The organism is Arsenicicoccus piscis (assembly GCF_022568835.1).
Lineage (GTDB): Bacteria > Actinomycetota > Actinomycetes > Actinomycetales > Dermatophilaceae > Arsenicicoccus > Arsenicicoccus piscis.
Window position 1 is genome coordinate 58089 of sequence record NZ_JAKZHV010000006.1, and the last position, 24248, is coordinate 82336.

The 24248-nt window shown below is 70.6% G+C and carries 23 protein-coding genes, 2 pseudogenes and 1 other annotated feature; of the genes and pseudogenes, 10 read left to right on the forward strand and 15 right to left on the reverse strand.

Annotation, left to right across the window (positions count from 1 at the left end; all coding sequences use genetic code 11):
* Genes MM440_RS17400 through MM440_RS11940 form a run of 3 tightly spaced genes read left to right on the forward strand, consistent with a single transcriptional unit; the run spans position 1 to position 2635 of the window.
* Positions 1-1482, forward strand: coding sequence for a GGDEF domain-containing protein (locus MM440_RS17400; RefSeq protein ID WP_241444527.1), 1482 nt, complete (start codon positions 1-3; stop codon positions 1480-1482).
* Entirely contained in the window at positions 1479-1898 is a 420-nt protein-coding gene (locus MM440_RS11935; protein WP_241444529.1) for a hypothetical protein, read from the forward strand. The genes MM440_RS17400 and MM440_RS11935 overlap by 4 nt, the downstream gene beginning before the upstream one ends.
* 29 nt (positions 1899-1927) lie before the next feature.
* The gene (locus MM440_RS11940) at positions 1928-2635 is read left to right on the forward strand and encodes an MBL fold metallo-hydrolase (protein WP_241444531.1); all 708 of its coding nucleotides are present in this window, start codon (positions 1928-1930) and stop codon (positions 2633-2635) included.
* A gap of 30 nt (positions 2636-2665) precedes the next feature.
* Here MM440_RS11940 and ppgK read toward each other — a convergent pair.
* A pseudogene (gene ppgK / locus MM440_RS11945) lies at positions 2666-3435 on the reverse strand (polyphosphate--glucose phosphotransferase).
* Positions 3436-3486: 51 nt separating this feature from the next.
* The gene (gene map / locus MM440_RS11950) at positions 3487-4353 is read right to left on the reverse strand and encodes a type I methionyl aminopeptidase (protein ID WP_241444533.1); all 867 of its coding nucleotides are present in this window, start codon (positions 4351-4353) and stop codon (positions 3487-3489) included.
* Between the two features lie 75 nt (positions 4354-4428).
* Here map and MM440_RS11955 point away from each other — a divergent pair, with 75 nt between their 5' ends.
* Entirely contained in the window at positions 4429-4620 is a 192-nt protein-coding gene (locus MM440_RS11955; protein ID WP_241444535.1) for a methionine aminopeptidase, read from the forward strand.
* Positions 4621-4628: 8 nt separating this feature from the next.
* Here the strand turns inward: MM440_RS11955 and MM440_RS11960 are convergent, their stop codons facing one another.
* On the reverse strand, positions 4629-5036 hold the full coding sequence (locus MM440_RS11960) for an SRPBCC family protein (RefSeq protein ID WP_241444537.1): 408 nt from the start codon (positions 5034-5036) through the stop codon (positions 4629-4631).
* A gap of 132 nt (positions 5037-5168) precedes the next feature.
* Here MM440_RS11960 and glnA point away from each other — a divergent pair, with 132 nt between their 5' ends.
* The 3 genes from glnA to MM440_RS11975 all read left to right on the forward strand — a co-directional run bounded on the left by glnA (position 5169) and on the right by MM440_RS11975 (position 11826).
* The gene (gene glnA, locus MM440_RS11965; RefSeq protein ID WP_241444538.1) at positions 5169-6506 is read left to right on the forward strand and encodes a type I glutamate--ammonia ligase; all 1338 of its coding nucleotides are present in this window, start codon (positions 5169-5171) and stop codon (positions 6504-6506) included.
* Positions 6507-6526: 20 nt separating this feature from the next.
* Entirely contained in the window at positions 6527-9613 is a 3087-nt protein-coding gene (locus MM440_RS11970) for a bifunctional [glutamine synthetase] adenylyltransferase/[glutamine synthetase]-adenylyl-L-tyrosine phosphorylase (RefSeq protein ID WP_241444539.1), read from the forward strand.
* Positions 9614-9822: 209 nt separating this feature from the next.
* Positions 9823-11826, forward strand: coding sequence for a PhoX family protein (locus MM440_RS11975; RefSeq protein WP_241444678.1), 2004 nt, complete (start codon positions 9823-9825; stop codon positions 11824-11826).
* A gap of 38 nt (positions 11827-11864) precedes the next feature.
* Here the strand turns inward: MM440_RS11975 and MM440_RS11980 are convergent, their stop codons facing one another.
* Positions 11865-12776, reverse strand: a complete 912-nt coding sequence (locus tag MM440_RS11980) for a diacylglycerol/lipid kinase family protein (protein ID WP_241444540.1) — start codon at positions 12774-12776, stop codon at positions 11865-11867.
* Between the two features lie 30 nt (positions 12777-12806).
* Between MM440_RS11980 and MM440_RS11985 the strand changes: the two genes are divergently transcribed.
* Entirely contained in the window at positions 12807-13391 is a 585-nt protein-coding gene (locus MM440_RS11985) for a TetR/AcrR family transcriptional regulator (RefSeq protein WP_241444541.1), read from the forward strand.
* Between the two features lie 19 nt (positions 13392-13410).
* On the opposite strand, the gene MM440_RS11990 is transcribed toward MM440_RS11985, so the two are convergent.
* From MM440_RS11990 to MM440_RS12025, 8 genes and pseudogenes are all read right to left on the reverse strand, one after another.
* Positions 13411-14385 carry a 3-oxoacyl-ACP synthase III family protein gene (locus MM440_RS11990; RefSeq protein ID WP_241444542.1) on the reverse strand — a complete coding sequence of 325 codons (975 nt, stop codon included), beginning with the start codon at positions 14383-14385 and terminating at the stop codon, positions 13411-13413.
* A gap of 261 nt (positions 14386-14646) precedes the next feature.
* Positions 14647-15792 (reverse strand): IS110 family RNA-guided transposase, encoded by a 1146-nt coding sequence (locus MM440_RS11995; RefSeq protein ID WP_241444543.1) that lies wholly within the window; start codon positions 15790-15792, stop codon positions 14647-14649.
* A 243-nt stretch (positions 15793-16035) separates the two neighbouring features.
* Positions 16036-16321 (reverse strand): annotated as a pseudogene (locus MM440_RS12000) (DDE-type integrase/transposase/recombinase); the annotation flags it as partial.
* A gap of 34 nt (positions 16322-16355) precedes the next feature.
* Positions 16356-17087 carry a transposase gene (locus tag MM440_RS12005; RefSeq protein ID WP_241444544.1) on the reverse strand — a complete coding sequence of 244 codons (732 nt, stop codon included), beginning with the start codon at positions 17085-17087 and terminating at the stop codon, positions 16356-16358.
* On the reverse strand, positions 17074-17460 hold the full coding sequence (locus MM440_RS12010) for an IS110 family transposase (protein ID WP_241444546.1): 387 nt from the start codon (positions 17458-17460) through the stop codon (positions 17074-17076). Before MM440_RS12010 ends, MM440_RS12005 begins: the two co-directional genes overlap by 14 nt.
* Positions 17461-17754: 294 nt before the next feature.
* Entirely contained in the window at positions 17755-18216 is a 462-nt protein-coding gene (locus MM440_RS12015) for a hypothetical protein (RefSeq protein WP_241444547.1), read from the reverse strand.
* Positions 18121-18252: a sequence feature (AL1L pseudoknot), on the reverse strand. It overlaps the preceding gene by 96 nt.
* A complete protein-coding gene (locus tag MM440_RS12020) occupies positions 18213-18524 on the reverse strand; it encodes a transposase (protein ID WP_241444548.1) in 312 nt (103 codons plus the stop codon). Its footprint overlaps the feature before it by 40 nt. The genes MM440_RS12015 and MM440_RS12020 overlap by 4 nt, the downstream gene beginning before the upstream one ends.
* A 102-nt stretch (positions 18525-18626) precedes the next feature.
* On the reverse strand, positions 18627-19874 hold the full coding sequence (locus MM440_RS12025) for an IS256 family transposase (RefSeq protein WP_241444549.1): 1248 nt from the start codon (positions 19872-19874) through the stop codon (positions 18627-18629).
* Between the two features lie 138 nt (positions 19875-20012).
* Here MM440_RS12025 and MM440_RS12030 point away from each other — a divergent pair, with 138 nt between their 5' ends.
* Positions 20013-20624: an ATP-binding protein gene (locus tag MM440_RS12030; protein ID WP_284285138.1), complete on the forward strand. Its 612-nt coding sequence runs from the start codon at positions 20013-20015 to the stop codon at positions 20622-20624.
* A 61-nt stretch (positions 20625-20685) separates the two neighbouring features.
* On the opposite strand, the gene MM440_RS12035 is transcribed toward MM440_RS12030, so the two are convergent.
* On the reverse strand, positions 20686-21015 hold the full coding sequence (locus MM440_RS12035) for a hypothetical protein (RefSeq protein ID WP_241444551.1): 330 nt from the start codon (positions 21013-21015) through the stop codon (positions 20686-20688).
* Between the two features lie 189 nt (positions 21016-21204).
* Here MM440_RS12035 and MM440_RS12040 point away from each other — a divergent pair, with 189 nt between their 5' ends.
* Positions 21205-22275, forward strand: a complete 1071-nt coding sequence (locus MM440_RS12040; RefSeq protein ID WP_241444552.1) for a hypothetical protein — start codon at positions 21205-21207, stop codon at positions 22273-22275.
* 160 nt (positions 22276-22435) lie between these two features.
* Here MM440_RS12040 and MM440_RS12045 read toward each other — a convergent pair whose 3' ends face one another.
* Positions 22436-24106, reverse strand: coding sequence for an FAD-dependent oxidoreductase (locus MM440_RS12045; RefSeq protein ID WP_241444554.1), 1671 nt, complete (start codon positions 24104-24106; stop codon positions 22436-22438).
* Complete coding sequence (locus tag MM440_RS12050) at positions 24084-24191, reverse strand: UBP-type zinc finger domain-containing protein (protein ID WP_241444555.1); 108 nt, start codon at positions 24189-24191, stop codon at positions 24084-24086. Before MM440_RS12050 ends, MM440_RS12045 begins: the two co-directional genes overlap by 23 nt.
* Between the last annotated feature and the right edge of the window lie 57 nt (positions 24192-24248).

A 24248-nucleotide genomic window follows, 5' to 3' on the forward strand; every position in this document is an offset into this window, starting at 1 on the left:
GTGAGGGACGCCCCGCCGGCCTTCCGGGTCTACCTGACGATCGCGCCGATGCTGCTGGTCATGTACCTCGGGGTGGGCGACCCCACCGCGCGCGCGGGCATCATCGTCGTCTGCGCGGTCCTCACGCCTGTGGTCCAGGCGGTCGGGTTGATGATGAACCGTCCGCTGCGGTCCGGGTCCTGGTGGTGGATCCTCTCGGCCGAGGCACTGTGGTTCAGCGCCGCCATGATCGGGCCGCAGTGGTCTTGGGGCCACGCGCCCGGGGTGGGCCAGATCCACGACCTGCTGGACCTGCTCGGCTACGCGCTGATCGTCCCCGCGGGGCTCAGCCTGAGCCGTAGCCTCGATTTCGGTCGGGACGAGGACGGCGCCATCGACACGGCGATCCTCGTCATCGGTGCCAGCGCCGTGGTGTGGGTGCTCACGATGGACCCCGACCGGTTCGCCCGGCGCGCCGCTGCGCACGGCCAGCTCGTGGCGCTGGCCTACCCTTTCGTGGGTCTGCTGATGGTGGCTGTCGTCGTGCGACTGCTGTTCCGGATCAGCCGCCCCTCGGTCAGCCTGTCGCTGCTGCTCGTGTCGGTGGTCATGCTGATCGTCGGCGACATCACGCACCTGGCTGCGCCGGAGGTCGGCAGCAGCCATCGCGACATCAGTGTCTGGTACCTGATCGCCTACCTCAGCATCGGGCTGAGCGCCCTGCACCCGACGGCCCGCGAGCTCGGGCGGCCGCACAGCGTCGCGCCTTCCCCGGCCGCCGGCGGGATCCGCCTCGGGGTGCTGGGGATCTTCTCGGTCATGCCGCCGCTCATGCTCTTCTTCGGCGGGGCTGCGCTGGCGGGGGCCCACCCGTTCGTGCTCTCCGCCGCGGCGCTCATCGTCTTCGTCCTGGTCATGGTGCGGCTCGCCCAGATGGTCGACGTGGTCGGCCATCAGACCGAGCTGCTGTCCAGCCAGGCGCGCACCGATCACCTCACCGGCCTGCCCAACCGGCGCACCACCGACGCCGAGCTCGACCGGGCCATCGTCGACGCGGCCGAGGACGGGACGGCGCTCGTCGTGGCGCTCATCGACCTGGACCACTTCAAGCGCTACAACGACCGGTTCGGGCACCAGGCGGGGGACACCCTGCTGATCGGCGGCACGACCGCGTGGCGTCAGGTGCTGCCACCCGACGTCTTCCTCGGCCGCTACGGCGGCGAGGAGTTCATCGTCGTGACCCGCGGCCGCACGCCCGACGAGGCCGTAGCCCTGGTCGACGCGCTGCGTCCGCGCACCCCTGGAGGGCAGACCTTCTCGGCCGGGCTCGCGACCTGGGACGGGCTGGAGCCCGGGTCGGGGCTCGTGCGCCGGGCCGACCGGGCGCTCTACGCCGCCAAGGCTGCGGGACGGTGCTGCACGGTCCAGACCCGCGGGCACCAGCGGCTCGTCGTCATCGGCTCCGAGGCGACCCCCGTGCCGGCCGGGTCGGTGCCCGCATGAGCACGCCGGTCGTCGTCGCCGTGGTCGCGGTCCGGCTCCGGGGCCCGCTGCGGCGGCGCGACGACTCGCTCATGGGGTCCGACCTGCGCGAGCTGGCCGCCCGGTGGGCCGACGCCCTCGGCGACCCGGTCCAGGTCACGGTCAGCGGCCGCTCGACGCTGGACGTCGTGCTGCCCGGCACCGACCTGAACCAGGCCCGGCTGGTCATCGCCCGGCTGCGCTCGGGCCTGCCGCCGCACTTGTCGCTGCGCACCGGCCTCGCCGGGGTGCTGCCGGACGAGTCCCTCGACGCCGCTCGCGAACGTGCCGCGGCCGCCGTGGTCGCGGCCCGCTCGCGCGGTCGGTGGAGCGTGGTCGTCGCCGCCGCCGAGCCGCCGCGGCACCTGCGCGTGGCACCGGCGCCGGAGGACGGGTAGACCGGAGCGTCCTCGCCTAGAGTGGGGTGATGGCTTCCCAGGCTGACCATGGTTCCTCGACCGGCGCGTCGCCCGACTCATCGACCGGCCCGCTGACGATCTCCCACCTCGGACACGCCTGCGTCCTCGTCGAGGTCGCGGACCGGCGGATCCTGGTCGACCCCGGTGGGTTCTCCGACGACTGGCACGGCCTCACCGACCTCGATGCCATCGTCGTCACCCACCAGCACCCGGACCACCTCGATCCCGAGCACGTGCCCGACCTCGTGCGGGCGAACCCCGACGCGGTGCTGCTCGTCGAGGAGCAGGCGCGCGCGATGGTCCCCGACCTGGACACCGAGGCGTGGAGCGACGGCACGGTCGTCCAGCTCGGCGCGGTGACCCTGCGCGGGGTGGGCAGCAAGCACGCGATCATCAACGAGTTCGTGCCCCGCGTCGGCAACACCGGCGTGCTGATCACGGCGGGGGAGCAGCCGACCTTCTTCCACCCCGGGGACGCCTACGACGGCGACCCGGGCGACGTGGACGTGCTCGCGCTGCCGATCAACGCGCCGTGGTGCGCGAGCAAGGAGACCATCGCGTTCGTGCGCCGGATCGCCCCCCGCTTCGCGTTCCCCGTGCACGACGCGCTGCTGTCGGCGCGGGGCCGCACGCTCTACTGCGACCACGCGCGCAACTTCAGCCTCGACAGCACGGAGCTCGTCGACCTCGCCGGCGGCGAGCCGCGCCGCTTCTGACCCGCCCGCTTCTGACCCGCCGGGAGAGGTCTACCGCTGCGTGGCGTCCTCGGCGGCGAGCACGGCCGCCCCGACGATGCCGGCCGTGTTGAGCAGCGCGGCCGGGATGATGGGGGTGCGCAGGTCGAGCAGCGGCAGGAACTTCTTGGACTTCTTGGAGATGCCGCCGCCGACCACGAACAGGTCCGGCCAGAGCAGGTTCTCGAGGTGGCTGTAGTAGTGCTGCAGGCGAACGGCCCAGTCCTCGTAGCTGAGGTCCTCGGCCTCGCGCGCCCCGAGGAGGCGCGGCTCTCGGCGTCGTGGCAGTCGAGCTCGAGGTGACCCAGCTCGGCGTTGGGGATCAGCACGCCGTTGTAGATCAGGGCGACGCCGATGCCGGTGCCGAGCGTGGTGAGGATGACGAAGCCGTCCTTGCCCTTCGCAGCGCCGTAGCGCACCTCGGCGAGCCCGGCCGCGTCGGCGTCGTTGACCACGTGCACGGTGCGCCCGAGGCGCTCCTCGAACAGCTGCTTGGCGTCGAAGTCGATCCAGCGCTTGTCGATGTTGGCGGCGCTGCGCACCACGCCGTGGGTCACGACCCCCGGGATGGTGATGCCGACCGGTGCGTCGTCGTCGACCTCGTCGAACTGGTCGATGATCTGGGCGATCACGTCGGCGACGGCCTCGGGCGTGGACTTCTCGGGCGTCTCGATGCGCACCCGCTCGGCCGCGAACTCGCCGGTCTCGAGGTTGACCGGAGCACCCTTGATGCCGCTGCCACCCACGTCGATGCCCAGGGGGCGTGAAGACTTCTGCGTCATACCTCCAACCTTAACCCGGCGTTCACCTCGGTGCGGGCCCAAACGAGAGGGTCAGGGCAGGGTCAGGATCTCGGCGCCGGTGTCGGTGACGACGAGGGTGTGCTCGAACTGCGCGGAGCGGCTGCGGTCGGCAGTGACGACGGTCCAGCCGTCGTCCCACTGGTCCCACTCGGGGCGACCGAGGTTCAGCATCGGCTCGATGGTGAAGGTCATGCCCGGCACCATCACCGTGCTGTAGGCGGGCGCGGCGTCGTAGTGCGGGACGATCAGCCCCGAGTGGAACTCGGTGCCGATGCCGTGGCCGGTGTAGTCGCTGACGACGCCGTAGCCGAACCGCTTGGCGTAGCTCGCGATGACGCGGCCGATGACGTTGATCTCGCGCCCGGGGCGGACGGCCTTGATGCCGCGCATCATCGCCTCGTGGGTGCGCTCGATCAGCAGCCGGGACTGCTCGTCGATCTCGCCGACGGGGTAGGTCGCGTCCGTGTCGCCGTGCACGCCCTCGATGTACACGGTGACGTCGAGGTTCACGATGTCGCCGTCGACCAGCTCGCGGCTGTCCGGGATCCCGTGGCAGATCACCTCGTTGACGCTGGTGCAGATGGACTTCGGGAAGTCCTTGTATCCCAGCGGGCTGGGGTAGGCGCCGTGGTCGAGGATGAACTCGTGCGCGATCGCGTCGAGGGCGTCGGTGGTGACGCCCGGCGCGATGGCCTTCGCGGCCTCCTCCATCGCCTGGGCCGCGATCCGCCCGGCCACGCGCATCCGCTCCAGTGTCTCCGCGTCCTTGACCAGCGCGTCGCCGTCCTCGCGGATCGCGCCGCCCCGGTCCACGTAGTGCGGTCGGGCGATCGAGGCGGGGACCGGACGCCGGGCGCTGATCGCCCCGGGAGCCACGCTGGCGAAGGTGATCGACATAGGGTGCAGTCTAGGGATCGGGCCGCACCGGTCCCAAAGCCCACAATGCTGCGGCCACATCGCGAAGGAGCTGACATGGCCTACTGGTTCAACATCGTCACCAAGCAGGTGGAGACCGACGACAACCGGGCCCGGGACGAGGACGTCATGGGTCCCTACGCCACCGAGCAGGAGGCGCACGACGCCTTCGCCACGGCGCGCAAGCGCACCGAGGAGTGGGACCAGGCCGACCGCGAGTGGGAGGGCGACGAGCCCCCCAAGAAGTAGGACGGGGCTCAGCCGGCGGCGAGCCGGCCGAGGGCGTCCTCCCAGTGCTGGCGCAGGGCGTCCCGGTCGGCGTCGGCGGGCAGGTGGTCGTGGACCAGCGTCACGAGGGTGCCGCCGTCGTCGGCCTGGGCGAGGTGCAGATCGACCAGGGTCGCGGGAGCGTCCTCGTCGGCGTGCCAGGAGAACCGGATCTGTTCGAGCGGGTGGAAGCTGCGGGCGACGCCGTGCGAGCCGTCGGACGCTCGCCAGTGCTCGCCCTTGCCGCCGAGCGCCCCGCCCTCGCCGAGGAGAGCCTCCGCGCCACGGGGGGCCATCAGCGCGGCCCAGACGTCATCCAGGGGTTGGGACACCACGCGGCTGACCTCCACCGGGGTGCCCACGGCTTCGCCAACGGCCTCGCTGCTCTGAGTTGTCATGACTGACCTCGATCCGAACGTCGGTGTTCATCTGGTCGGACCGTCTACGGTCCGATGAGCACGACCCTACTCCGCGCCACCAGGGCGCGGGCAATGGGGGGCGAGGTCGGGCGCGGGCCGTAGGATCGGGCCATGAATCGTCAGGAGGAGTTCGTCCTGCGCAGCATCGAGGAGCGCGACGTCCGCTTCGTCCGGCTGTGGTTCACCGACGTGCTGGGCACGCTCAAGTCGGTCGCCATCTCACCGGCCGAGCTCGAGACCGCGTTCGCCGAGGGGATCGGCTTCGACGGCTCCGCTATCGAGGGCTTCGCCCGGGTCTACGAGGCCGACATGCTGGCCAAGCCGGACCCGGCGACCTTCCAGATGCTGCCCTGGCGCACCGAGGGCCCCGGCACGGCCCGGATGTTCTGCGACCTGCTCAACACCGACGGCACCCCGTCGGTGGCCGACCCGCGCTACGTGCTGCAGCGGGCGCTGACCAAGGCCGCTGACCTCGGCTTCACGTTCTACACCCACCCCGAGATCGAGTTCTTCCTGTTCGAGCAGGGTCGCAAGCCGGGTGACAAGCCAGTGCCGATCGACCAGGGGGGCTACTTCGACCACCTGCCGCAGGGGCACGCGCACGACTTCCGCCGGGCCGCGATCACGATGCTCGAGTCGATGGGCATCTCCGTCGAGTTCAGCCACCACGAGGCAGCGCCGGGTCAGAACGAGATCGACCTGCGCTACGCCGACGCCCTGACGATGGCGGACAACATCATGACCTTCCGCACGGTCATCAAGGAGGTCGCCTACGAGCACGGCGTCTTCGCCTCGTTCATGCCCAAGCCGCTGATGGAGTACCCAGGGTCCGGGATGCACACGCACCTGTCCCTGTTCGAGGGCGACACCAACGTGTTCTACGAGCCGGGCGCGCGCTACCAGATCTCCAAGACGGGCCGCGCGTTCATCGCCGGCCTGCTGCGCCACGCCGCCGAGATCACCGCGATCACCAACCAGTGGGTCAACTCCTACAAGCGCCTCTGGGGCGGCGGCGAGGCGCCGGCATTCGTCAGCTGGGGGCACAACAACTCCTCGGCGATGGTGCGCATCCCGATGTACAAGCCGAGCAAGGGTCAGGCCACCCGCGTCGAGGTCCGCACGCTGGACACGGCCTGCAACCCCTACCTCGCCTTCGCGGTGCTGCTCGCCGCCGGGCTCAAGGGCATCGAGGAGGGCTACGAGCTGCCGGACGAGGCCGAGGACGACGTGTGGTCGTTGACCGACGGCGAGCGTAGAGCTCTCGGCATCGACGCGCTCCCCACCTCGCTGCACGAGGCGGTCACGGTCATGGAGCGCTCCGACCTCGTCGCCGAGACGCTCGGGGAGCACGTCTTCGACTACTTCCTGCGCAACAAGCGCCAGGAGTGGGTCGACTACCGCACCCAGGTGACCCCGTTCGAGCTCGAGCGGCTGCTGCCGCGCCTGTGACCCCGCGCTGAGGCGACGCCGTGCCGAATCCCCGCACCAGCACAGCCCACGCGGCCCTTGCGCGCCTGGGCTTCCATGACCCCGCCCGGGCGGAGCGCTTCCTGCGGGACCCGTGCCTCGCCGGGCTGGCGCTCGAGGGCGAGGACGTCGTCGTGGGCGGGCTGGCCCAGGCCCTCGGCGCGGTCGCCGACCCGGACCTCGCGCTGCTCGCCCTCGTCCGGCTGATGGAAGGCCTGCAACGCAGCTCGGGGAGCCACCTCTCGGCGCTCACCGACGCGCTGGCCCGCCCCGGGGTGGCCCGGGATCGGCTGCTCGCGGTCATGGGCGCCTCGACGGCGCTCGCCGACCACCTCGCCGCGCATCCCGAGCACTGGTCCTCGGCGGCGGACGCGCGGCGGCTCAGCGACCGCGAGCTCACCGCCGTGCTCGTCGACGCGGTCACCGGACGCGAGACCGCCGCCGCGCTGGACGCGCTACGGGTGGCCTACCGGCGCGAGCTCATCGGCATCGCGGCGCTGGACCTGACCGCGCCGTCGCCGGTCGACGCGCTGCCCGACACGGCCCGCTCGCTCGCCGACCTCGCCGCCGCGGCGCTCGAGGCGGCCTGGGTCATCGGCCGCGCCGAGGTGGGGCCGGACGCCGACAGCGTGCGGCTGTCGGTCATCGGCATGGGCAAGTGCGGCGGCCGCGAGCTCAACTACGTCTCCGACGTCGACGTCATCTTCGTCTGCGAGCCGGTGGGTCACCCTGGCGATGCCGACGGGCCCACGGACGCCGCCGGTGACGTCGACGGCGACGCCGAGGCCCGGGCGATGACCGTCGGCACCCACTGGGCCAGCGCGATCATGCGCGCGTGCGCGACGGCCACCGCCGAGGGCACGCTGTGGCCGGTGGACGCGGCCCTGCGCCCGGAGGGCAAGCAGGGGCCGCTGGTGCGGACCGTGCGCAGCCACAAGAGCTACTACGAGCGCTGGGCCAAGACCTGGGAGTTCCAGGCGCTGCTCAAGGCCCGGCACGTCGCGGGGGACCGTGAGCTGTCCGAGCGCTACCTCGACGAGATCACCCCGATGGTGTGGCAGGCCTCGGCCCGCGAGAACTTCGTCGAGGACGTCCAGGCCATGCGGCGCCGGGTCGAGCAGCACGTGCCGGCCCGGGAGGCCGAGCGCCAGCTCAAGCTCGGCCCGGGCGGCCTGCGCGACGTCGAGTTCAGCGTGCAGCTGCTGCAGCTCGTGCACGGGCGCAGCGACGACTCCCTTCGCAGCCGCACCACCCTCGACGCGCTCGCCGCCCTGGCCGACGGCGGCTACATCGGCCGCGAGGACGCCGCGGTCCTCGACGAGGCCTACCGCTTCCTGCGCGCGATGGAGCACCGCATCCAGCTGCACCGGCTCCGGCGCACCCACCTGGTCCCCACCAGCGACGACGAGCTGCGTCGCCTCGGCCGCTCGATGGGCCTCACGAGCGAGCCCGACAAGGCGATCGTCGAGCAGTGGCAGCGACGCGCCCGCGAGGTGCGCTCCCTGCACCAGCGACTGTTCTACCGGCCGCTGCTGAGCGCGGTGGCCCGCCTCGGCGCGGACGAGCTGCGGCTCACCCCCGCCGCCGCCGAGGAACGGCTCGCAGCCCTCGGCTTCCGCGACCCCAAGGGCGCGCTGCGGCACATCGAGGCGCTCACCGACGGGGTGTCCCGCACGGCCGCCATCCAGCGCACCCTGCTGCCGGTCATGCTCGGCTGGTTCGCGAGCGGCGCCGACCCCGACGCCGGTCTGCTGGCGTTCCGCAAGGTCAGCGACGAGCTCGGCACCGTGCCGTGGTATCTCAAGATGCTGCGCGACGAGGGCGACGCCGCCGAGCGACTCGCACACGTGCTGTCCTCCAGCCGGTTCGCCGCCCAGCTGCTCGAGCGCTCGCCGACCAGCGCCCAGATCCTGGGTCTGCCGGGCGGGCTGCGTCGGCGCACCCGCGACCAGCTGGACGCCACGATGGCCGCGGCGCTCGCGCGCTACGACTCCCCGGCGGAGGCGTTCGAGGCGGTGCGCACGGTCCGTCGCCAGGAGCTGTTCCGCGTCATCGTCATGGACGTCGTAGACCTCCTGGACCTGGAGGAGGTCGGCCATGCGTTGACCGACATCGCCGCGAGCACGATCGGTGCCGCGCTGCAGCTCGCGACCCGTGCGGTCGAGACCGAGCTCGGGGAACCGCTCGGGACGGCGCTGATGGTCGTCGGGATGGGGCGCCTCGGCGGAGGCGAGATGAGCTACGCCAGCGACGCCGACGTGATGCTCGTGCACGACCCCGGGCCTAGCTCTGATGGCGACTCCGAGCACGATCCCCGGCCCGACGACGCCGAGCTGCAGCGCCGCGCCTCGCTGGTGGTGCAGGAGCTGCGCCGCCTGCTCGCGATCTCGGGGCCCGAGCCGGCACTGGGCCTCGACGTGGACCTGCGTCCCGAGGGCAAGAACGGCCCGCTGGTGCGCAGCCTGGACTCCTACCGCAGCTACTACGAGCGCTGGGCCGCGACCTGGGAGCGGCAGGCACTGGTCCGGGCGGCACCGGTCGCGGGGGACCCCGACCTCGCGGCCGCGTTCGTCGCCCTGATCGATCCGTTGCGCTACCCCGCCGACGGCCTGACCAGCCACGAGCTGCGCGACATCCGCCGGCTCAAGGCGCGGATGGAGTCCGAGCGACTGCCTCGCGGCGCCGACCGGCGCACCCATCTCAAGCTGGGCACGGGCGGGCTCTCCGACGTCGAGTGGACCGTGCAGGTGCTGCAGCTGCAGCACGCCCACGAGGTCCCCGGGCTGCGCACGACCTCGACGCTGCCGGCGCTGCGGGCGGCGTGCGAGGCGGGACTGGTCACCACCGAGCAGGCGCAGGAGCTGACCGCCGCCTGGTCGATGGCCTCGGCGATCCGCGACGCCGGCATGGTGTGGCGCGGGCGGGCGATGGAGTCCGTGCCGAGCGACCTGCGCGACGCCGACGGGGTGGGTCGACTGATCGGTCGGGCACCGGGCGAGGGACAGGCCATGGTCGACGCCTACCTGCGCAGCGCGCGGCACGCCCGAGCGGTCGTCGACGAGCTCTTCTACGGCGACACGCCGCGTTGAGGCCTCAGCGGATTCACAGGGTGTTCACCTGCCCGTCGTCGGGCGATGGAGCCGTGTTGGGGGTCGGCTCCTAGGTTCGGTCGAGAGAACGACGCCTCTGTCGCGTTCGTCCGAATTCGCCTCGCTCCGGACCGCGTGCCCGGAGCAGCCCCGAAGGAGTAGCCCCCGTGCCCCAGTCCTCCGCCCCCGAGCAGCGCACCTCCTTGCCGATGGCCGGCCTCACCCACGGCAACCGCAGCGCCGTGACCTGCCAGCTGCGCTGCGCGAACGCGTGCTTCCACCCCGCACCCAACGTGTCCAGCAACCCGACCTTCGCCGACATCGCCAGCGCGGCCGTCAGCCGCCGCTCGGTCCTCGGTGTCAGCGGTGCCCTCGCGCTCGCCCTGGTGGCCGGGCCGCAGCCGCCCGCGCAGGCCAGCGGGGTCGCCGCCGACGCCGGTGACCTGGCCCGGCGCCGCAAGGGGCTGCGCTACACCGGCATCGCCCCGGTGGCTGCGACGGTCGACGCGCTCACCGTGCCGAGCGGCTTCTCCTGGCGCCCGATCATCCGCTGGGGCGACCCGATCCTCGCCGGCGCACCCGCCTTCGACGCCACCAACCAGAGCGCCGCGGCGCAGGCCCAGCAGTTCGGCTACAACAACGACTACACCGACATCATCGTCGAGCGGGGCGGTCGGCGCGGGCTGCTCGTGTGCAACCACGAGTACACCAACGAGGGCATCATGTTCCCGCCCACCATGGACAAGACCGAGGCCATCGAGACGGCCTGGGCCGCCCACGGCCTGTCGATCGTCGAGCTGACCCGTCGTTCGCGGGGCGGCCGATGGGTCTACGTGCAGGGCGGGGCGCGGAACCGGCGGATCACCCTGGACACGCCGTTCGCGGTCGACGGCCCGGCCGCCGGCAGCCCGCTGCTGCGCACCAAGGCCGACCCCACCGGGCGCACGGTGCGCGGCACGATGAACAACTGCTCGGGCGGCACCACCCCGTGGGGCACCGTGGTGTCGGGCGAGGAGAACTTCAACCAGTACTTCGTGGCCGGGGGCACCGACGCGCGCGAGAAGCGCTACGGCCTCTCCGCGACCCAGGACACCCGCGGCTGGCACACGGTTGACCCCCGGTGGGACGCCCGCACGGCCGACTTCCGCAACGAGCCCAACCGCTTCGGCTGGATCGTCGAGGTCGACCCGGAGGACCCGACCTCGACGCCGGTCAAGCACACCGCCATGGGTCGGTTCAAGCACGAGGGTGCCAACATCATCATCTCCCGCTCCGGTCACGCGGTGGCCTACATGGGTGACGACGAGCGGTTCGACTACGTCTACAAGTTCGTCTCCAAGAAGCGCTACGACCACAGCAGCTCGCGCCGGGCGCGTCGCCACAACCTGCACCTGCTGTCCGAGGGAGACCTGTTCGTCGCCCAGTTCCGCGGCGACGGCGCGGCCGACGGGGTCTACGACGGCACCGGTGAGTGGATCCCGCTCACCAAGAACGGCCGGTCGATGGTCAAGGGCTTCTCGATCGAGGAGGTCCTCGTCTACACCCGCCTCGCCGCCGATGCGGCCGTCGGCAGCAACGGTCAGGGGCCGACCAAGATGGACCGTCCCGAGGACGTCCAGCCGAGCCTCGCCACCGGCAAGATCTATGTCGCCTGCACCAACAACACCGACCGCGGCAAGGATGGCAAGCCGGGTCCCGACGAGGCCAACCCCCGCAACGCCAACAAGGACGGCCACGTCGTCGAGATCATCGAGACGTCGGGCGACCACACCGGCACGGCGTTCAGCTGGAACCTGCTGCTCGTCTGCGGTGACCCGAAGACCGCCGGCACCTACTTCGGTGGCTACCAGGGCCCGGTCGCACCGATCTCGTGCCCGGACAACCTCGCCTTCGACTCGGCGGGTGACCTGTGGATCTCGACCGACGGCATGCCGTCGACGCTGAAGTACAACGACGGCCTCTTCCAGGTCGTGCTCAACGGCGACGAGCGCGGCAAGGTCACCCAGTTCCTCGCCGTGCCCCGCGAGGCCGAGACCTGCGGCCCCGTCATCCACGACCGGGACGGCTCGGTGTTCGTCGCGGTCCAGCACCCGGGCGAGGACGGCTCCTGGGCCGACCAGCACTCGGCCTTCCCGGACTACACCAAAGTCAACGCGCCGGGCACCTTCGCCGGGCCGCGCCCGACGGTCGTGCAGGTCGCCCGCGGCATCTGATCTCGTCTGGCGCTGAGCTCTGAGCGCCGAGCAGCGCGTCAGGGCCGTCCGGGTGCGAGCACCCGGGCGGCCCCTGCGCGGACCCGGATCACGGCCGGGGTAGACCCCATCGGCTCACCGTCCGCGCTCAGCAGCCCTGGGACCTTGGCCTCGATCCGCACGTTGCGGACCGGCACCGTGCTCACCCACGGCAGCCGGTCGACGCGGCCCGCCAAGGCCGCGAGCAGGGTGGTCACCAGCCGTGCCGTGTCGGCGAGCGGTCTACCGCAGGCGCGGACGACGACCAGCTCCAGGGCGCCGTCGTCGTGGCGCGCCGACGGCGCCAGCCGCACCCCACCACCGACCGCGCTGGTGCTGGCGACAGCGACGAACCAGACGGGGCCGGTCCAGCTGCGCTCGGCGCCGGCCGTGAGCGTCACCTGCTCGGGCCGCGACGAGAACAGCTCGAGCACCGCCGCCGTCACGTAGACCCCCCGGTGCCGTGGGCGAAGCCGCGCCCCGCGGTCGCTCACCCGCTGCAGGTAGCCGAGCAGGAGGGCCGTCACGCAGGTCCGGCCGCCCACGTCGAGCAGGTCGATCGGTGACGGCGACCAGGCCCTGGCTGCCCGGGCTGCCGTCAGCGCGTCGGAGGGGATGCGCAGGTGACGGCACAGGTCGTTGCCGCTGCCACCGGGCAGCGGGAGGATCACGGCACCGGACCGCGCCGCCCCCGCGAACGCCGCACCCAGCATGCCGTCCCCGCCGACCACCGCGACGACGTCGTCCGCCGCGCACGCCGCCACGTAGGCGGTGACGTCCGCGAGGCTGCGCGAGCGGTGCACGGTGACCGTCTCGGTGGGGCTTGCGGCCAGCGCCGCGACCAGGGCATCGAGCCGCGCGGCGTTGCGCGCAACCCGGCTGCGGGGGTGCACGACGAGATGGCGGGTGGCGCCAGCGGCGGGGTGACTCATGGACGTCTCCGGAGACTTTACGATGCGCGTGTGAGCCAACCGGGTGGAGGGCGTACCGCCGAGGAGCGCATCCTTGACGCGGCGATCGACGCCATTGTCTCAAACGGTCCCCGCCGCACGACGGCCACCGACATCGCCGCCCGCGCCGAGGTCAGCCGGATGACGGTCTACCGACAGTTCGGCGACGTGAAGAACACTGTGCGCGAGGCGATGAACCGGCTCATGCGCAGCTATCTCGAGTCGATCATGCAGCAGGCGGCGGGGGAGACTGCCCGGGACCGGCTCGTCTCGGCCATCACCGGCTGCGTGGTTTTCCTCGGCGGCTCGCCGCTGCTGTGCGCGCTGCGCGAGCACGACCCGCAGTTCTTCGGGCAGTACACCCTCGAGCGGTTCGGGGCGAGCCAGCGCGACGCCGCCGACCTCATCGTGCAGATGATCGGCGAGGGGCACGCCGACGGCTCCATCCGCCCGCTCGACGCCGACTCGGCGGCCGTGATGATCGTGCTGACGGCGCAGGCCTTCGTCGTCGGCGCTCCCATCCTGTGGGCGCGCGACGACAACGAGGCGATCGTCAGCGAGCTGAACCAGATGCTGGAGCGCTACCTCGCGGCGTGAGGCGCGGGCGGTGGGCGCCTCACCAGCGCAGCAGCGCCAGCCCCGCAGCCATCCCGCCGCCGAAGCCGGCGAGCAGCACCGTGTCACCCGGACGCAGCGCACCCTCGCGGGCCGCGTGGTCGAGCGTCACGCCCACCGATGCCGCACCGGTGTTGCCGTAGGTCTCCAGGGTGCGGTGCACCGTGGCGTGCTCGAGGCCGAGCTCGACGACCAGGTCGTCGAGCATCATGCCGTTGGCCTGGTGGGGCACGAAGTGGTCGATGTCGGCCGGGGTGAGGCCCTCGTCGGCGAGGTAGTCCGCGACCAGCGGCGGCAGCTCGCCCAGCACGAAGTCCTTCACGTCGCGCCCCTGCATCTGGAAGTAGGCCTCACCGGTCTCCCGGTGGTGGGCCTGCATCGGCAGTCGGCTGCCGCCCGCCGGCACCAGGATCTTGTCGTTGAGGGCGCCGAAGGTGTGCAGCCGGGTGCTCGTGATCTCGGCCCCGCCACGGCTGGGGCCGAGCACCGCCGCGCCGGCCCCGTCGCCGAACAGGATCACGGTGCGTCGGTCGGCCGGGTTGAGGATGCGCGAGTAGGTGTCGGCACCCACGACGAGCGCGTAGTCCTCCCGGTCGCGCAGCATGCGCTCGGCCGTCGCGAGCGCGAAGACGAAGCCGCTGCAGACGGCGTTGGTGTCGAAGGCGAACGCGTTGTGCGCCCCCAGGTTGTGCTGCACGAACGCCGCCGTCGGCGGCTGCAGGTGGTCCGGCGTCGACGTCGCCACCACGATGAAGGACAGGTCGTCCGGCGTCAGCTGGGCCCGCTCGAGGGCCTCCTGCGCGGCGACGGTGGCGAGGTCGGACGTGGCCTCGTGCTCAGCCGCGTAGCAGCGCGTGCGGATGGCGGTCTTGGCCTGGATCCACGCGTCGTCGACGCCGGCCGCGGGGCCGATCTCGTCGTTGGAGACGACACGCTGGGGAAGGTACGAGCCGGTGCCGAGAACTGCGGTGGTCATGGGGCGCTCCTGCCGCTCGATCGAAAAGGTTACTCGTGAGTAGAACCATGCCCCACGGTCTACCTGGTGGGTAGGGGCGCCGGCCCAGATGTGATGCGGTCCACTGCCGCGACGCAGATCCTCCTGAGTCCCTAGACCGACTGAGGGTCTTGTACTGGCGCTCTCCGGGCCCGAAGACCGTCGCGCGGATGCACTCGGTCTTGTAGAGGCCGTTGATCGACTCCATGAGCGCGTTGATGCTCCTATAGATCGTCAAGTCGATCAGGCCGCGATTTCGAGCTCTCCATTAACGGGCTTGGCGATGGCGTCCGGGGCCGGCAGCAGGCGGAAGAGCTCGCGAGCGAGGTACCGCTTCAGGCACCGGATGATCTCCCGCTTCGACATGCCCTCGGCGGTGCGACGGGCCACGTAGTCGATCGTCGGCTGATGCCAGCGCATGCGCACGATGACCACGCGATACAGCGCGGCGTTGGCCTGCCGGTTCCCGCCGCGGTACAGACGGTGCCGGCTGTTGGTCTTGCCGGATCCAGCCGGGATCGGGCACGCGCCACACGTCTTGGCAAACGCTGCCTCGGACTTGATCCGGTTGGCGTTGTCGCCGGCGGTGATCAGCATCTGTGCCGCAGTGTCGTAGCCGACGCCGACGGCCTCGACGAGCTGGGGCGCAGCGGCCGCAGTGAGTGCCTTCAGTGATGCGGCGTGAGCCTTGGCCTCCTCGTGCAGCGCCAGCCAACGCTTCGCCATCGAGGACAGCACGTGTCGCATCGCCACATCCGGGTCGCCCGGCACAACAACGGCAGGTGCGCCACGGCGCACGGGCGGCTGTGGAGTCGGACCCTCCAGCGCCGCGCACGCGAGGATCAGCTTGTGGTCGGTGAGCGTCTCCAGCTCCGCCCGCAACGCCTCGCTCCCGGTCGCGAGGGTCGCCTTGAGCGTGATCATCGCGGTTGTCCGCGCTTGAACGGCACCGTCGTAGGCGATCTTGACCAGCCTGATCGTTTCGACCGCGCCGTCGGCGGTCTTGGGTGTCGACAGCCCGTGCCCAGCCAGGAGCTGGCGTGCAGCGTGCTCGGCATCGATGGTGTCGTTCTTCCCTGCGAGTCGACGTTCCGCGGCCCGTGCTGGGCGGGCGATCTCGTGGACGTCGTGACCGTGGTTGCGCAGGTAGCGCGCCAAGCCGACCCCGTAGGAGCCGGTGCCCTCGACGCCGAACCCGATCAGCCGACCGGCCGACCCGACGAAGGCCAGACAGAAGGCGAGGAGCTCCTCAAACCCGGCGATGGTGGTGGGCACGACGATGTCGCCGAGCCGGCCGCCAAAGCCGTCGATCGCGACCGCTACGTGGTTGTCCTTGTGGGTGTCGACGCCGACGATGACATCGTCACGCCGAAGCTGCATGCTGGGCATCGGGCTGTGGATCCTCTCTCGCACTTTCCGGGCGGGCTGTCCATGGCTCAGCTGGCCGGAGTGGGCGGACAGGACTGCGATGAGGCCCTGGTCGAGTCAGGCTCCTATCAGGTCACTGCCCACCCGGCCAGCAGCCTGGTGAACGCCACCACCCGGGGCCGACACGTCAACGCGAGGGCACCCGCAGGGCCGGTCATAAGCAAGGGTCAGACCCCAAATGGTGGCGCAGTCACGATGCTCGCAGTCGTAGGCGTCGCCGACCGTGCCGATCGAGGGCCTGATGTCTTGCAGGGCCAGGTGCTCGGTCAGCCGGATCGAGGTGTTCTGGCTGCCGGCGTCGGAGTGGTGGATCAGCTCGTGCGGGTCCGGTGGGTTCGCGTCGCGGTCACGCTCCCACAACGCCATCCGCAGGGGTGTCATCACCAGGTCGGTGCTCTTGGACGTCGATGCGTGCCAGGCCACGATCTTCTGGGCGTACACGTCCACGATGAACGAGACGTACACGAATCCCTGTCCAGGTCCGCACATGGACATCCCACGCGAGTCAGCGGTCAAGCCGGGGGTCAGGCTGCGGTCGACAGGGCGCCCCGTGGATGATCGGGCCAGGCGGTGGTCTCGTCCCATTCCAGCCCATGCGTCAGGCACCACCAGAGTTTGCCGAGGAGCTTGTTCGCGAGGTTGCGCAAGGCAGCGTTGTGGTGATCGCCGGCGGCGCGGCGGGCGTCGTAGTGGGTACGGGCTGCTGGCGAGCGGGTCAAGGTGGCGAAGGCCCACCAATGGCAGGCGTCGCCCAGCCGCTTGTTCCTCACTCTGCGCGCCTTGACGTAGCGGGATCTGCCGGATGCCTTGGTGACCGGTGCGGTGCCGGCGTAGCAGCGCAGGGCTGCTGCGGTGGGGAATCGGGTGGGGTCGTCGCCGATCTCGGCCAGGACGCGCGCGGCCAGGACCGGTCCGAGTCCTGGCGCGCTGGCCACGATCGCTGCTTGGGGGTGCTCGGTGAACGCGGCCCTCAGGGCGGCTTCGAGCTCGTTGACACCGGTGCTCATCGTCTTGGCCACGGCGATCAGCTGAGCGGCTGCCGTGCCGAGGGCTGCTTCGACGGCGGGCGGCTGGGCGAGGCCGTCTGCGCGGAGTGCCGTGAGGAGCTGATCGACCAGGGTGGGGTCGTTGCGGCGCCCGCAGCGGTGCAGGGCCGCGGCGAGGCGTCGGCGGGTCAGGGCCTTGGCTCTCGTCGGGGTCGGGGCGAGGCCCAGGACCTCGATGGCGGCCTTGTGCTTGAGGCTAGGGAAGGCCACAAGTGCCTGGGGGTAGAACTCCAGGAGCAGCGATCGCAGACGGTTGAGGACGTCGTGCCATGCCCAGATCGCTTCCTGGTGCTGACGCGCCAACGCCTTCAAGGGCAAGCCCCTGCTCGCTGATCGCGGGCATCGGTCGGTGCAGGTGGCGGTCGGTGCGCAACACGTCGGCGAGCAGGTTCTTGTCGGTCTCGATGCCGACCGGGCTCTGCTCGGGCGAGCCGCCGTGCTCGGCGATCAACGCGAGCAGCTCGGTGACGCCGGCGACTCCGGTGTCGATCCGGGCCTTGCCGACGACGGAGCCGGTCTCGTCCATGACGGCGACGTCGTGGTGGCCCTCAGCCCAGTCGATCCCGACCGTGACAGATCCCATTCAGTTCTCCTCGTCCCTTCGTCCTGGCCCGACGGTCGGGCCGGTGATGAGCATCGGGACGAGCACGGCGACCTAATGGAAGCGCTCGGGGGCGCGGCATCTCACAAGCCGATGATCTGGTCCCGGGCGACTGGCAGGGCCACCGTCTACGTTAAGAAACCTCGGCACGGCCGAGCCTTGGTGAAGCACAGGTGAGTGGACACCCGCCAGCAGCTCACGACCAGCATCGACCCCACGGGTCGGTGAAATCTCAGTGGCCCCTGCCAGGAGCCGCCACCTGGGGTGGCTCCACCATTAGGTGAAGTCCATGACCCAGGTGCGGTTCGGTGCGTCTGCGGTGAAGTTGCGGTCGAGCAGGTCTCCAGCGCGCCGACCATCCTTGGCCGGGGCCGTGGTCCGGACGCCTCGTCCGCGCCGGACGCCCTGCAACCCAAGAGTTCTCATCGCCCGGTCGACGCTGCCGCGCGAGGCGTTGGGGGTCGATCTGCGGACCAGTGCAGTCATCTTCCGACGCCCGTACAAGCCCTCGGGTCGCAGCCGGTAGCCGCCCGTGGCGGGGTGCAGGACGAACGCGCGGGTATGGATCTCATTCATCAGGTACGCCAGACGGAGCACACCCGGCGACGGTTCCCGGGCTGCCTTGGCGGCTCGGTAGGTCCTCGCGGCGATCGGCGCGCCCAGACTGGTGAGCACTGCGCAGATCGACTCGACCGCGTGGCCAGCGGCCCGCTGCTCGTCGATGAAGTCGACGATCATCGGCGTCGGGGGTCGAGTTCCCCCGCGAAGAAGGTCGCTGCGGAACGCAGGATCGCGTTCTCCTCTTCCAGCGACCGGACCCGCGCCTTGAGGGTCTTGACCTGCGCGGCTTCCTCGCTCGAGGGGCCAGGCCCGGTCCCGGCATCAGCCTTGGCGGCGCGGACCCACCCCCGCACCGTCTCCTTGCCCACGCCCTCCCGGGCGCCGACCAGCTCACAGGCCTTCGAGACCGAACCGGCGTCCTTGGCCTGCTCCAGGACCATCCGCACGGCCCGCTCCTTCAACGCGGGATCAAACTTCTTCGGCATGACTACATCCTTCCTGACCGGAAACGATGCGGCACCAAACCCCGAACGCTGCAGGTCAAGTCCCGGGTAGTGGTGTAGCGCTGCGTTCTCCCTCTGGATTGGTCAGGCGGTCAAGGCTGGTAGGTCATCGGCTCCGATCTCGGGTTGGGTGGTGGGAACGATGTTGACGCGGCAGCGGGCGAGTGCCTCAAGTCCGAGGTAGCGGCGGCCTTCGGCCCATTCGTCGGTCTGCTCGGCCAGGACGGCTCCGACGAGCCGCACGATCGCTGGGCGGGTCGGGAAGATCCCGACGGCGTCGGTGCGGCGCCGGATCTCGCGGTTGAGGCGTTCAGCGGGGTTGTTGGACCAGATCTGGGTCCACACGTCTTTGGGGAAGCCGGTGAAGGCCAAGATGTCGGCGCGGGCGCCGTCGAGGTGGTCGTGGACCTCGGGCAGCTTGTCGGCGACGTAGTCCAGGAGTCGGTCGAACTGGGCGTGGACCGCGGGTCGGTCGGGCTGGTCGTACACGCTGTGCAGCATCGCCTTGACCGCGGGCCACATCGACTTCGGGGTCACCGACATGAGGTTGGCGGCGTAGTGGGTGCGGCAGCGCTGCCACGAGGCTCCGGGTAGGTTGGCTGCGATCGCCTCGACCAGGCCGGCGTGCGCATCGCTGGTGACCAGACGGACCCCGGTCAGGCCGCGGGCAACCAGGTCGGCGAAGAACTCGTTCCAGACTGGGCCGGTCTCAGCGGTGGCCACTCGCATACCGAGGACCTCGCGGTGCCCGTCGCCGTTCACGCCGGTGGCCAGCAGCACGACGGCGTTGATCACCCGCCCGCCTTCGCGGAGCTTCATGGTCAACGCGTCCGCGGCGACGAACGTGAACGGCCCAGCTGCGTCCAACGGCCGGTGGCGGAACTGCTCGACGTGCTCGTCGAGCTCAGCGGCCATCCTTGAGACCTGCGACTTGGACAGTGAGTCGATGCCGAGGGTCTTGACCAGCTTGTCCATCCGCCGCGTGGACACGCCGGCGAGGTAGCAGTCGGCCACGACGGTGATGAGAGCGGTCTCGGCACGCTTGCGGCGCTCGAGGAGCCACTCGGGGAAGTAGGTGCCCTTGCGCAGCTTGGGGATCGCCACCTCGAGGGTCCCGACGCGGGTGTCCAGGTCGCGGTGGCGGTAGCCGTTGCGCTGCGCGGTCCGGCCCGGGCTGGGGCGGCCGTACTCAGCGCCCACGACAGCATCGGCATCCGCGGACAGCAGGGCATTGATCATCGTCTGCAACAACTGGCGCATCAGATCCGGCGACGCTTCGGCGAGAGCTTCGCCGAGCAGGCGTGCAGGGTCGACAATGTGTGGTGCGGTCATCGTGATGACTCCGTTCGAGTGAGCTGTAGGAGGTGAACTCGAAGGATCACGCGGTGGCCGCGTCTACGTCCGGCGTACACGCCGGCGACGATCACGGCGACCGCGCTACACCACTATCGGGGACTCAACTACGCTGCAATCCGCGGCCGCGACCAGGCCACCAAAGCGATGCGCCGCAAGGCCGCCGGACTACCCGCCGGGAAGACCCTCGCCTCCTGGCGCGAGGCCGACTCCTCCATCCCGACCCCGACCCAGTCCGCCCTGGCCGCGCTGGAATGGGTCCACCGCGCCGAGAACCTCGCCATCAGCGGCCCCTCCGGAACCGGCAAGACCCACTTCGTGGAGGCCCTGGCACACAAGGTCATCGACGAAGGCATGCGGGTGTCCTGGTTCACCCTGGAGTCCCTCACCACCGCGATCGGGCGGGCCGCGGTCGACGGCACGGTCAGCAAGGTCCTGGCCAAGATCACCAGGGCCGAGCTCATCGTCGTCGACGACATCGGCATGCTGCCCTCCGGGCAAGCCGCCGCCGAGGCGTTCTACCGACTCGTCGACGCCACCTACGAACGCCGTTCCCTGGCCGTGACCAGCAACATTTACCCCTCCGGCTACGACACCATCATGCCCAAGACCTTGGCCACCGCCGCCGTCGACCGACTCCTGCACCACGCCCACGTCATCATCACCGAGGGCACCTCACTACGCCTGGCCGAGGCCACCACAGGACGCGGGGTGATCCCCCTGACCTGACCAACCACAGGAGATCAGCTGACCGCAGACAAGGAGATGAACTGTCCGCCACCAAGGAGATCTACCGTCCGCCCACAGGGAAGTCCCACTGTCCCTTGACAATTCCTGCCAGTCCGGTGGCCAGGAAGGTGGTCGTGATGCCGATGCCCATACCGGCGAAGCCGAAGAAGCCCACGAAGCTGAGGGTATGCAGCGCTGCGTCGTCCTTGGCGTTGGCGGCTCCGTTGATGAGGCCCCAGTTCCACATCACCATCTGGGACAGGCCCGCGGCGACCAGGAGCAGGCCGCCGTAGGCGATGGCGGAGTAGGTCGCCTCGCGCGCCTCGCCCGATCGCAGATGGCTGCGCAGGGCAGATCGCTGACATGGGTTTGCATGACCATGAGCACTCACTACCCGGGCGGGCGTCGTAGGAGCCGCGTCAACGCCACGTCCGCCAACTCGACGCGCTGGTACGCGTTGCTCGACGTCTCGAGTGGCGGACGCCTGACGGTGCTTCTTGCCCTACTCCGCGGGCGCCCCCAGACTCGTGTGCGTGACGCACAACGTTCGGACCCATTCGTGCAGCCCGGCCGGCTCCCCGTGAGTGCCGGTGAGGTGGTGATCGGGCTCATCTCGGCTCCGGGCACGCCAGCCGAGGTCGCGGCTGACCTCGCCGAGGACCTGCGCGCAGAGCTGAGTGTGCTGATGCCGACCGTCCGATGGCGGGTGCCAACGGTGGTAGATGCCCTCGTCCACCCACCTGCTGACGACGCCGTGCTCGTCGGCGCGGCGCGGGAGCGGCTCCTGGCGGAGAGTTGGGACCTCATCGTCTGCCTCACGGATCTGCCGCTCACGGTTCGTCGCCGGCCGGTGGTCGCCCATGCCAGCCCGCTGCACGGAGTGGCTGTCGTGTGCCTGCCGGCGCTCGGGGCGGTGGGACTGCGTCGACGCGCCCGTGACGTAGTCGTCGGTCTCGTGCGCACCTTGCTCGGGGAGGCCGAGGATCACGCGCACTCCAGCTCGGAGGCCGCCCTCCGGCGCCGCGCTCGCGAGCTCGGGGGTCAGCAGGAAGCGGGAGACGGCAGCGTCATGTTCACTGCGAGGGTCCTGAGCGGGAACGTGCGCCTCCTGGTCGGGATGATCCGAGCCAACCAGCCCTGGCGGCTTGCCATGGGACTCTCCAAGGCTCTGACCGCCGCTCTGGCAGCCGGAGTCTTGACGTTGGTCACATCCGATATCTGGCAGCTGGGCGACGCGCTCAGCTGGACCAGGCTCGCGGCGATCGGGGTGGGCGCCGTCACGGCGATCACGGCCGCCCTGATCCTCGGAGCGGGCCTGTGGGAGCGCGGTTCGAATCCGGCCGGTGGGAAGCACGTCACCCTGTTCAACCTGGCCACGACGGGAACGGTCGTGCTGGGCGTGCTCTTCCTGTACACAGCCCTCCTGCTCCTCGCACTTCTGACCACCCCACTCCTGGTGCCTGCGCCTTTGCTCGAGGAGAACCTCGGACACGCGGTTCGAGTCGGCGACTACCTCAAGCTCGCGCTGCTGGCCAGCGCCCTAGCGACGCTCGGCGGAGCCCTGGGCGCGGGCCTGGAGAGCGACGAGACGGTCCGGGCCGCCGCCTACACGTACCGGCAGGAGCCGGGCGAGGTGCTGCGGAACGGGTGACACACATCTACCGGGTCCCGACCTCGCCTCTCACCACGTCGAAGGCCACGGTGTGCATCTTGCCCGCGGGGCGATGCCGATCTCACCGACGAACCGCATCACCTTGGTCTTGAGCTCCCGCTGCTCCATGACGCTGAGGGCTCTACGGGTCTGCTCCTGCTCACCGGCGACCCTCGGCTTCCAGGAACCGGTGCACCTGGCGGATCGCGACCGAGCCTTCGCCGACGGCGGAGGCGACGCGCTTGACCGACCCACTGCGTACGTCGCCCACGGCGAAGACGCCCGGGCGGCTGGTCTCGAACATGCCCCCCTCGGAGCCGTCGGCCACGGGCCCGGTGAGGATGAACCCCTTCGCGTCCAGCGCGATCTGCCCGTCGAGCCAGCTCGTGTACGGGGTCGCTCCGATCAGCACGAACATGGCCGTGGTCGCGACGCGCTGCTTCGCGTCGGTGCGGAGGTCGTGCAACACCACCTCCTCGAGCGCTTCGTGTCCGATGAGCTCGCTCACCTCGCTGCAGCGCCAGATCTTGATGCGTGGTGACTGCTCGACGCGGTCGGCCAGGTAGCGGGACATGTCCCTTCCCAGGTCGTCGTGCCGGATAACCAGGTTGACCACCGGTGAACGGCGGGCCAGGAAGCAGGCCGCCTGGCCCGCCGAGTTGCCACCCCCGACGACGGTGACAGGGTCCTGTTGGCACAGCCGGGCCTCGAACTCCGTAGCGGCGTAGTAGACGCTGCTGCGCTCGAGTCGATCCAACCCGGGGACGTCGAGACGCCGGTAGCGCACACCCGTCGCGACGACGACGGCGTGCGCGACCAGATCCTCCCCCTCCGCCAACCCCACCACGTGGTAGCCGTCGGCGTGTGTGAGGGAGGTTGCCTCACCGGGGATGCTGAAGGCGGCGCCGAACTTGCGCGCTTGCACCACGGCCCGGTCGGCCAGCTCCGCCCCGGAGATACCGGCGGGGAACCCCAGGTAGTTTTCGATCTGGGACGACGTGGCTGCCTGCCCGCCGGTGGCGAGCGCGTCCAGGACCACCGTCGAGAGTCCTTCGGAGGCGGCGTACACCGCGGCGGCGAGACCACCCGGGCCTGCGCCCACCACGACCAGGTCGTACGCCGACCGGCTCGGCGCCGCACGAAGACCGAGAAGCTCGGCCAGCTCCGTATTGCTGGGGTTCCGCAAGACCGTCCGCGCTTTCCAGATCACGACGGGCGTCTGGTCGGGCGGGATGTCGAGGGCTCGCAGGGTCGCCTCGGCGTCCAGGTCATCCTCCAGGTCTTCCCACCGGTACGGGATGCGATTGCGGCTCGCGAAGTCCCTCAACCGGCGGGTGTCGGCTGAGTAGCGGGAGCCGATGATCCTCAAGCCCGCGCCGAGGCCGGCGTGGAGGTTGCGTCGGAGGAGGAAGGCTCGCAGGATCAGATCTCCTAACGCCTGGTCCTGGGTGACCGCCTCCTTGATGCCGTCATAGAGAACCTCGAGGACCTCCACGTCGGTCTGAGCGACGGCGGTGACGTAGACCGCCTGGCCGGTCAACATCGAGAGGTCACCCACGAAGCGGCCTCGCCCGTGGACCGCGATCACTCGCGCCTCTCCTCCGGGACCTTCCTCCTGCACGACCCGTACCTTGCCGTCCAGGACGACGAACACGCCGCAGTCGCGGTCTCCCGCGCAGAACAGTGTGGTGCCCTCGGCCAGCACCTTCCGCTCGCCGTGCTGCGAGAGCAGCAGGATCTGCTCGTCATTGAGCCGGGGATAGGCGCCGGTGGTGTCGGGGGTCTCGGGCAGGTCCGCCATCTCGAGCTCAGACGAACTGTTCGTCGACATAGCACCATCTCCAGTTCTCTCCCGGCTCGATCGAACGCACGATGACGTGACCCGTCGTGGCGGCGTGAGCGCGCGCGTGTCGCATCGGTGAGGAGTCGCAGCACCCTACCTGGCCACAGGTCAGGCACTGTCGCAGGTGCAC

Coding starts and splice junctions, on each gene's coding strand:
- MM440_RS11935 (WP_241444529.1), top strand. CDS start 1,479: ATGAGCACGCCGGTCGTCGTCGCCGTGGTCGCGGTCCGGCTCCGGGGC.
- MM440_RS11940 (WP_241444531.1), top strand. CDS start 1,928: ATGGCTTCCCAGGCTGACCATGGTTCCTCGACCGGCGCGTCGCCCGAC.
- map (WP_241444533.1), bottom strand. CDS start 4,353: ATGTCGATCACCTTCGCCAGCGTGGCTCCCGGGGCGATCAGCGCCCGG.
- MM440_RS11955 (WP_241444535.1), top strand. CDS start 4,429: ATGGCCTACTGGTTCAACATCGTCACCAAGCAGGTGGAGACCGACGAC.
- MM440_RS11960 (WP_241444537.1), bottom strand. CDS start 5,036: ATGACAACTCAGAGCAGCGAGGCCGTTGGCGAAGCCGTGGGCACCCCG.
- glnA (WP_241444538.1), top strand. CDS start 5,169: ATGAATCGTCAGGAGGAGTTCGTCCTGCGCAGCATCGAGGAGCGCGAC.
- MM440_RS11975 (WP_241444678.1), top strand. CDS start 9,823: ATGGCCGGCCTCACCCACGGCAACCGCAGCGCCGTGACCTGCCAGCTG.
- MM440_RS11980 (WP_241444540.1), bottom strand. CDS start 12,776: ATGAGTCACCCCGCCGCTGGCGCCACCCGCCATCTCGTCGTGCACCCC.
- MM440_RS11990 (WP_241444542.1), bottom strand. CDS start 14,385: ATGACCACCGCAGTTCTCGGCACCGGCTCGTACCTTCCCCAGCGTGTC.
- MM440_RS11995 (WP_241444543.1), bottom strand. CDS start 15,792: ATGCCCAGCATGCAGCTTCGGCGTGACGATGTCATCGTCGGCGTCGAC.
- MM440_RS12010 (WP_241444546.1), bottom strand. CDS start 17,460: ATGGGATCTGTCACGGTCGGGATCGACTGGGCTGAGGGCCACCACGAC.
- MM440_RS12015 (WP_241444547.1), bottom strand. CDS start 18,216: ATGATCGTCGACTTCATCGACGAGCAGCGGGCCGCTGGCCACGCGGTC.
- MM440_RS12020 (WP_241444548.1), bottom strand. CDS start 18,524: ATGCCGAAGAAGTTTGATCCCGCGTTGAAGGAGCGGGCCGTGCGGATG.
- MM440_RS12025 (WP_241444549.1), bottom strand. CDS start 19,874: ATGACCGCACCACACATTGTCGACCCTGCACGCCTGCTCGGCGAAGCT.
- MM440_RS12045 (WP_241444554.1), bottom strand. CDS start 24,106: ATGTCGACGAACAGTTCGTCTGAGCTCGAGATGGCGGACCTGCCCGAG.
- MM440_RS12050 (WP_241444555.1), bottom strand. CDS start 24,191: ATGCGACACGCGCGCGCTCACGCCGCCACGACGGGTCACGTCATCGTG.